Origin of the sequence: Marinilactibacillus piezotolerans, assembly GCF_900114235.1 — a bacterium.
Classification (GTDB): domain Bacteria; phylum Bacillota; class Bacilli; order Lactobacillales; family Carnobacteriaceae_A; genus Marinilactibacillus; species Marinilactibacillus piezotolerans.
The window spans coordinates 1-8847 of the sequence record NZ_FOSJ01000070.1 but is presented as its reverse complement, the minus strand read 5'-3'; the positions used below and the strand labels follow the sequence as shown (position 1 = coordinate 8847).

The window sequence follows — 8847 nt, the reverse complement described above, 5'->3', positions numbered from 1 at the left end:
TTTCATCACTTAAGGGGTGAAAATAAAAAAGTAATTATCAGACTGCCGTTAGGCAGTTTCAGACGGTTTCAATTAAAAAGTATGAATTATTCAGGTTTTATAATATTCATTACCTCGTACTTGAATAGTTTCTTTAAAAATTTTTTTATCTAAATCTCCTAGAATTAATCTTTGATCCTGTCTTTTCTGAGTTACCCTACCAATGTATTTTGTAGTTATGTCATCAGCATCAATTTTAGCGTCTTCATTATTGTTTTTTTCATGTAAATAATCTAATAACATTCTAAAAGCGTCTAATAAGATAATAGAAGTACTGGTTCTTTGTTGTCCATCAATTATATACCACCTATTCTCTGTATTTTCATAATGCACAACCACTTGACCTAAAAAATGAGAAGATAAATCTTGATCTTCCGCTAATTGAATTAAATCTATCCACATATCTTCTAATTGATCATCTGTCCATGAATACCCACGTTGATATTCCGGCACATGGTAAATATGTTGCTGTTAAAAAGTCGATATAGTTAAAAAACCCGAGTTAATTATCCCCACATTATCCTCCAATAATCGTATGATATCCTAAGTTTCTGGCTTTAAATGATTTTATTATTTTACTTTTACTCATTAACATATAGAGTAGATAAAAGAAACATTTTCAATTTTATTTCCGTTGATATTGTTATAATATTTCATATTCGTTTTTTTAACGAATTAAATCTATCATAAATTATCAAAAAATTATTGTAAAAAACTAGTTTGTCCTCATTTAACGTAATATTAGTATTGTACTTACTGGTTTTCAAATAAGTAATTTAATAACTGAGACTTAAAAATTGATTTGTTACGAAATATTATCCTACTAATATATAAATTATCTAAGTTGATATAAATCACTTCTTGGATTAAACCACAATTGTTCACCATTTGATAGTTCTACTGGAATTGCAACACTGGTTAAACCACTTGTTTGTAATAGCTTAAGCATTTCGCGAGTATTTAGTGATTTTTTATTATTAGATTTCATAACTGAAATTACTAAATCTTCATAGTTTTTAAAATTAGAATTTAAGGGAACAGCAATTGAACTTATAAAATGAGAATAATTCGTTTTTCTATCGATAAGTCTAATTCGCTTTCCAAATTTAGCTATTAAATCTTCTAAAAGAAATTCATTCCACTCATATTCTATATTAGGTAAATCATTATAGTTCCTAAAATCTACAAGTGGCAAAAAATTGTCAATTGTATCTGCTAAATAATTGTCAATATTGTTTAAGTCTTCGCTTAAAATGTCACTATTATCTTTCAAAATATATTTTTCCTTAGATATACGTATTAATTTTTCTGAGTTTTCTTGAAAAAATTGATAAATACTTAGATTTGAAAGACCGTATTTTTTACTAAATTTTTCAATTTTTGACCTGTCTATTATATCTTGACCTTCAACAAAGAAATAGTGAATCACTTTTGAAAAAGTAATTATTTCTGTGTGTGGTATTATGCTTTCAGTTAAGATATATGGATATCTAAAATTAAATTTATCTTTAAATTTTAATTTTAGATATTGAAAAATACCTGCTTCATTTAAAATATCTTCATTATTTATAATGTTTGAATCCTGCATTCTTTCAAATATAGCTTTTGCACTAGTAAAGCCAAGATTTTCTTCTAGTTCTTTTTGGAGTAAATATAATAGTTCTTTATCTTTTTCCCTATTAAAATTTACAAACTTGATTGACGTAATTTCATTATTCCCTCTGTTGAATAGATCTTCACTTCGCTCAACAATAGCAAATATTTGATAATCCTTTATTCCTGGTATTTTTTGCTGTATATCTTCTAAACTTAAAATATTCTGCTCATCAATAAGTTTATGAAGCCTTTTACCTGTGCTAACATGTTCTTTTCCCATTGGAACGAAGGTATCTCTTCTAAAATCAAACTCATCTTCATAGTAATATTGTAACGCACCATGAAGAAAACTACTGTTATTAATATTAGATTCGAATATTAGTTGCCCTTTAAAATGCTCAAACACTTCCTTATATGTCAAGGTTGAATTTTTTTCTAATATCCATGAATATATTAATTCCTGTAAAAATTTTGGAAAATAAACTCGAGAAGCATTTACGTACCTACCTCTATCAGATAATACCATTTGAGGATTTCTCGTGATAACAGCGGTTAAATTTCTGTTATTATCAGGTATTTTAATTTCAGGAAATTGTTTCCTCATGATTTCTCTTAGTATTTTCAAATCTTCATTGTCATCGTTAGAATCTAACTTTATATCAAATGAAAAATTCTTTTCAATTATAATAGCTAATATTTCACCTGTATTTACACCTGGTTTAATATAAGATCCATGTAATATTTTATATTTCAATTGAGAGTCTAAATAATTCGAAAAATTTTCTTCGTTTAAAAAATAAATATTCAGACTATGAATTTCTACAACTATTCGTTCATATAATTCATGAATGTCCCCAAAAATAGTAGATTTTTTTTCAACTATGCTATTTAATTTATCTTGCCAATTGTTACTTATTGAATCTTTGCTAATATATTGTCCTGTATACCAAAGGTATTCATATTCTTTCGATTTTTCATTTATTACTAATTCTAAGATTGACATATGTTCATCAGGAATTTGAAAGAATAGCCAGTCTTCTTTCATAAAATAGCCCCTATCGGCTTCAATTATTTTTGCTAGGTATTCTATATCCATTAATGCCTTCGATGAAAATTTATTAATTATTTGTCTAACTCTTTCTCGTGTTAATCCAACGCTGTTACCTATTTCATCTAATGTTGCTCCTAATGAACGTTTTAAAACAATGTTATATCTTTCATTTGAATATGTTGAAATTAATTTATTAATGTTATCCAAATAATCAATTTCTAATTTCTTTACAATTGGATATATATAATAATAGTCGTCTCCTTCTATCTTTTTTCCTATAAATTCATTTAACGTATTAATAGAATATTTTTTAGCCACAGAGAATAATTTATCAAATTCTGTATTTCTCAAAAGTTTCTTTAAATGAGAAATTTTCAATGACTTTTTATAAAACGGAAAGCGACCTTCAAATTCAAGCTGAATCCTACCTTCAGTATTAGTGTTTTTAGAAATAAACTCATAAAGGTACTTAAAAAAACAAGTTAAAAACTTTCCTAAGTGTGAGCTACTAATACCTCTGTACTTATAATCGTCCTTATTAAGAAAGCTATATAAAGTTTCTTCTTGAAGCCGTCGGCTAATGCGTGAATCATATTCTAAATTTTCCATTTCAAGAAAATCTAACAAATTTAAGTTAATAAGTGAATTAGGTAAGTTAGAAGCAATTGATGATCTATCAATCTTTGAATAATAATTTTCCCAAGTAAGTTCATTGATAACACCTTCATTTTGAGCATTGGATAAAGAATCATACTTAATAAGTTGTTTTATTCTATTTTCGAAAAATCCATTATACTCTGAAACCGTTACCGCTCTAACTCCTTTTTCATTTTCTTTTAGATAAACCGGAAGTACAGAAATTAATTCATTTACAGTATAAATACCTCTGCTATATATAATTTCCTTAAAACTATTTTTTATTTTTAAATCTTTTACAATTGTTTCCCAAGGCAGATTACTAAACCAATATTTACTCTTTTGTTTCTTTTGAGTTAACTGTTCATTACTAGTTTCAGATAAGTATTCATCAGTAGCTATGTTGTTCTCATGCTCATCTTCTTCTAACCCTTTGTTAAGCAAATCTCTTGGAGTTTTCGCACATTGCTTATTTGGTAAATTATTAGAAAAAGAGTTATTTGCTAACATATATTTTAATTCATCGATTAAATTATAAGAAACTCCAGGAACAAAATATAATTCATTAATCATATCCAGCGACAAGCTATCTAGATGAGTTACATTATTGATTAATAAGTAATGACGAATTATTTTCCATTTATTGTCTCGTAATAGAATTTCTAGTTTCATACTCTTTCATACCTTTCATTGCATACACGTAAACTTTCTCTTCAATGACTTTTTTTGGAATAACATCTAATATATATGTTCCTCCCAATAGATTGAGATATATTGCTAACCTTTTAAATGATGTTTTAGATAAAATAAGACCATCTAATTCTGCTCTTTTAACTCCTCTTAAAAAAGGAAGGATTATCTTTGGATTATTTGAGAAATTTCTTTCCAGTGTATCTTGTATAAAATTTGAGTTTCGACAAACTAATTCAGTTAACTCATATGGATTATTGGCCGTGTGATCATAAGTCAATCTACCAATCCACCATAATCTTGATATTGCATTTCGTGTTAATGATCGCTTAGCCCCATATCCAAAAAAGTAGTGATTCTTTACATTATTCACATGTATATTTTCTTCAATATTCCATCGTATTTTTGTGTAATCCCAAAATTTTGTTAAACACAAACCTGCCCATAGCCTTTCATCACTTGCCTGTGAATTTGTTAAGTACTTCAATTCAGTGTAAACTTTTATAACATTCTCATATTCTAAATCACCTTGAAATTTATTAGATATTTTAAGATCTAATTCTTCCATTTCAAATTTAGATTGCACGAATGGATTATGACCAATTGATTTTATAAGTTCTTTATTTGTACTTGAATTGAAGTCATTAACATATAAGTGTAAGTTATCTTTTAAAAATACAAGTTCTTCTTCTTTTAATATTTCAATTTTACTCATATGTGTCTCCTTTTATGTTCTCACCAGTATAATCCTTTTTAAGGGTGTTTATTCCTTTCGTTGTAGGATGTCCAATCAATTCTTGAGCCAAATGAACCATACTTCTACCATAGGAACTCAAATCATCAACTGATAAACTGGTTTTAAATCTCTCTTTAAGTTGTTTTTCTAAGGATAGGTACCAAAGGTTATCTTCATATCCTGATCCCTTACCAGATGCAATTTCTGTTAATACTGAACTTAAAACCGGAACAATGATTAATCCAGATAGCACTGTTTGAAGCGTAGGAATTTCTCTTAATATAGAATAAGATACAAATGAATTTGCAGGTACGTAAACTAATATTCTATCTTTACTTGCATCATATTCGATTGCTTGAATTTGTTCATTTTTTACTAACTTAAAAATTGAAGCAACGTTTACTAACTCCTCTGTCTCTTTATTAATCAAAAAATTATATTGATTACCAATAGCTAAAATAGATCCAATTTCAAAATCAAATAAATACGAACGAAACATTTCATTAAAACTAGAATTAGAATAATCAACAATAGGCTCAGTTACAGCAATAAACGTAGAGACTTCTACTTTGCCATTTAAAAAAGTTTCATTAATCTCGTGGGTTTCATATTTTGATTGAACCTTTATGGCTTTGCGAAATGACGTTTGCGGGCATTCAATATGATAAATTACACTTATTTTACCTTCTGAGAGCAAATCTGTCAGTTCTTTGTTTTCTATTAAATAGTTTAATTTAAATTTGATTTTTGTATCAATGAGCTCATAATCTACTACAGTGGAAAATTCTGAATTTACATAATCATCTGAATTTTTTGTCAAAACTGGATAAGGAAAATTTTTATTATTGAATTCCACGAACATTTACCTCCATTGCCATATAATCGTCAAAGTCAATTTGTAAAATCACTTTAGTTTGGACGCCAGAAATTAACGGTAACCCTTTGATAGTATTACCCTCTATAGTAAGTGAGATTGGTGGCATTGTCATTGCACTTATTATGTCAACTTTTTCTCCGCCATTTTCTCCAACTAAAAATATCGCAATTTCACTATCAGAAGCGTTACTCTCTGGTGTAAACAATAAAATATATCTCCCTTCTTGTTTCTTTTGGACTAACGTACGGATATTGATTACAGAGATAGGTTGCAGATGAGTATGCTCTTTAAAACGAGCATTCCCAAAACCTTCACCTGGAGTGTGATCTTTTACATCATCGGGGTTCTTTATCGAGTTTTTTGTTTTGTTATGTCCTGATCCAAAGTTTTCACCATTTTTACTATCTGGATCAAAAGTCGTTTGTTTAGAAGTTTCTTTATTTAAATTAGAGTCTAAATTGTTTAGATTCAATTTTTCCCTTTTTTTAATTACTTCTTTTTTAAAAACAGTTTTAATCTCATTTGCGACTGACTCATCTTTTGATTGATCTTTTTCTTCGTCTGAAATTAAAGGTAAATATTCTCCAACATTAGAGTCAATTTCTTCTAGATCATTCAGTCCAGATAATTCTGCTAATTTACTTCTAATCAGTTCATTGATTCCTTTTATATAATTCCGAGCATACGGCACATTTTCTGAACGTTTTGGCTCCCAATCAGTATGCGTAGGATTTTCAAGTGGAACTATTACATCCTGGATACCTTGACCTTCAATAACCATGACTGCTGCACCACTAATTAATGAATTAGAAAACTTCGCATCTTTTATTTTCATACCTGCACCACGAACCATAGCTGTTTTATTATTCATAGATTCTTTAAGCAGTATCCATATTTTGATAATACCATTGTTACGATAATTTTTTTCAAAATAAATTTTATCTGGGGATGTAAGAACTTCATAATAATAATATGCACCTTCTGTAAAAGAATCTTTATATTCTTCCATTACTACACTTAATGTTTCTGAATTAATTAATATGTCATTTACTTTAATTATTAAATTACCATTAAAAATAGCATATAAAAAACCATCTAAAATAGCAGATATAATTTCTTCTTCCCATTTATTTTCTAGGTTTTTAAATCCAGGTATAAAGATATCAGTCCCAGTTTGAGTATCAAGTCGATTAAAATCTGGATCTAAAGATAAATTTTCAAATTTTGGAATGGTCTTTTCTTCTCCGTAATACCCAATTCCTTGAGTCGTTTCTCCATTTTCATCAATAAAGGATGTCAGTCTTGAAATCCCCTGGAAAGCTTTTATACCCTCAGTATCTACTGTATTATAAAATACTGTGCGAAGAGATGAAGTTGCAAACGTTGCAAACTTTCCAATACCAAAAGATCCCATTGCGCTCCCATAAGCTTTGTCTGAAACCCCACTAGATTTTGTCAAATTTATCCATGCAGAATTATAACTTTCTTTTGAACCAGTCAATCCGGATGTATTGAAGTCACTAATACGTAAAACATTTATATCCGAATCTGACTGTAGTATCGCTAGATCAAAAAAATTCTGGGCCTTTTTACTGTTTTGTTTATCCCAGTATTTCCTAGCGTAAGTAAAAGCGTCTTTCAATGATTTACTTCCTGGTAATGAACTGAATTTCGTTGTAAATAATGAAAATTCCACAATAGCAGGCTCTTTGAAACCTTCATTTGCATCAAGCGAATTCTGAATTATTTCTCGACCTAACCCTTTAATTGAATTACCAGAAAATGTTTCAATACCGGAGTCACTGATCCCTTTAACTTCTCCTCCATTATTACTGGGGAAATAAAATTTATCATTTAACATATTTTCACCTCAAAAATATATACTTTTCGTTTGAATCCTACATTGACAAAATGTTCGATCTATAAATTACTAACATAATGAATTTAATTAGCCATTCTTCACTTAAACATAGTGGTATGTCAACACTTTTTTGAACAAAAATTATAAGGTGTAAATGACCATTCAGTTTAAGTTCCTTTCCCCCCACTCAACTGATCGGTGAAGGACATGTAAGCTCCTATTCAGACTGTTCCTGTTCCCAACCTTCACGATAATCGATAGGCGTTTCGTAGTCCAAGGATCCATGTGGGCGAACAGGATTCCACCAATGAACATAGTCCATCAGTTGGACTTGCAGTTCATAGAGTGTATGGAATGTGTGACCGTAGACAAATTCAAACTTAAATGATTTATACGTAGATTCCGCTACGGCATTATCGTAAGGATTTCCTTTTCTACTTAACGAGCGCACAATATCGAAGGTACCCAGTAATTCATCTAGGATGTGGTTGTCGAATTCCTTTCCCCGGTCAGTATGGAATACCTTGACCGTATGTAAGTCTCCCTTAACTGTAGCGAGAGCCTGCAGAACCAAGTCAGCTGTCTTATTTGGCCCTGCGGAATACCCGATAATCTCGCGGTTAAATAGGTCTAAAATAAAACAGACATAGAACCACTTGTTGGCAACTTTGACATAGGTCAAGTCCGTGACGATTGCTTTCATCGGCTGCTCTTGATCGAACTCTCGGTTCAATGCGTTTTCAGTCTTCGCTTGATTGACGCCACTCTGTTGCGGTTTGTATGACCGTTTATCATAGTTGGATACCAGATGAAACTTGTTCATAATGCGCCCAATCCTCCGACGGGACACAGTAAACGCACGTTTCTTCAATCGTTTTTTTAATTTACGCGTGCCATAATTGTTTTTGCTTTTAGCGAACTCTTCAATAATCGCTTGTTCAAGTTTCGCGTCACTTTCTTTCTTTATTACTTCATAATAATAAGATCCTCTACTGATCTCAAGGGCACGGCACATCGCTGATATAGAATATTTATGTTTATTACGTTTGATTACTTCGACTTTCGCCCGAATATCAGCGCCGCTTGCTTTAAAATATCATTTTCCATTTGAAGCTGGGTATTGGCTTTTCTTAATTCTTTCAATTCTTTCTGTTCAGGTGTTAAGTTATCTTTTTCTTTGAATGAACCGGTTTGATTATGTTGACGTACCCATTTGTCAAAAGCAGATCCTGTAAGGTCATATTCTTCTATGATTTCTTTTCTTGATTTTCCTGCTTTGTGTAAATCAACAATTTGCTTCTTGAATTCTTCTGTATAAGTTCGACGTGGACGACGAGTAGACATGATAGATTCCTCCTGTG

The 8847-nt window shown here is 30.1% G+C and carries 6 protein-coding genes; all 6 read right to left on the bottom strand.

The features are described 5' to 3' along the window. Window positions 1-90: 90 nt before the first annotated feature. A complete protein-coding gene (locus BM212_RS11395) occupies window positions 91-492 on the bottom strand; it encodes a DUF262 domain-containing protein (RefSeq protein ID WP_177206459.1) in 402 nt (133 codons plus the stop codon). A gap of 382 nt (window positions 493-874) precedes the next feature. Next, the gene (locus tag BM212_RS11390; RefSeq protein WP_091898639.1) at window positions 875-3994 is read right to left on the bottom strand and encodes a hypothetical protein; all 3120 of its coding nucleotides are present in this window, start codon (window positions 3992-3994) and stop codon (window positions 875-877) included. Beyond that, window positions 3963-4727, bottom strand: a complete 765-nt coding sequence (locus BM212_RS11385) for a DUF6339 family protein (RefSeq protein WP_091898637.1) — start codon at window positions 4725-4727, stop codon at window positions 3963-3965. The genes BM212_RS11390 and BM212_RS11385 overlap by 32 nt, the downstream gene beginning before the upstream one ends. Next, window positions 4720-5604 (bottom strand): hypothetical protein, encoded by an 885-nt coding sequence (locus BM212_RS11380; RefSeq protein ID WP_091898635.1) that lies wholly within the window; start codon window positions 5602-5604, stop codon window positions 4720-4722. Before BM212_RS11380 ends, BM212_RS11385 begins: the two co-directional genes overlap by 8 nt. Next, on the bottom strand, window positions 5591-7486 hold the full coding sequence (locus BM212_RS11375; protein ID WP_091898633.1) for a hypothetical protein: 1896 nt from the start codon (window positions 7484-7486) through the stop codon (window positions 5591-5593). Before BM212_RS11375 ends, BM212_RS11380 begins: the two co-directional genes overlap by 14 nt. Before the next feature lie 217 nt (window positions 7487-7703). Then, window positions 7704-8830, bottom strand: a protein-coding gene (locus BM212_RS11370; protein ID WP_091898643.1) for an IS3 family transposase whose coding sequence is annotated in 2 segments (ribosomal slippage) — window positions 7704-8545 and window positions 8545-8830 — 1128 coding nt in all. Because the reading frame shifts where the segments join, the coding sequence is not laid out codon by codon here. Window positions 8831-8847 lie beyond the last annotated feature (17 nt).

Coding starts and splice junctions, on each gene's coding strand:
- BM212_RS11390 (WP_091898639.1), bottom strand. CDS start 3,994: ATGAAACTAGAAATTCTATTACGAGACAATAAATGGAAAATAATTCGT.
- BM212_RS11385 (WP_091898637.1), bottom strand. CDS start 4,727: ATGAGTAAAATTGAAATATTAAAAGAAGAAGAACTTGTATTTTTAAAA.
- BM212_RS11375 (WP_091898633.1), bottom strand. CDS start 7,486: ATGTTAAATGATAAATTTTATTTCCCCAGTAATAATGGAGGAGAAGTT.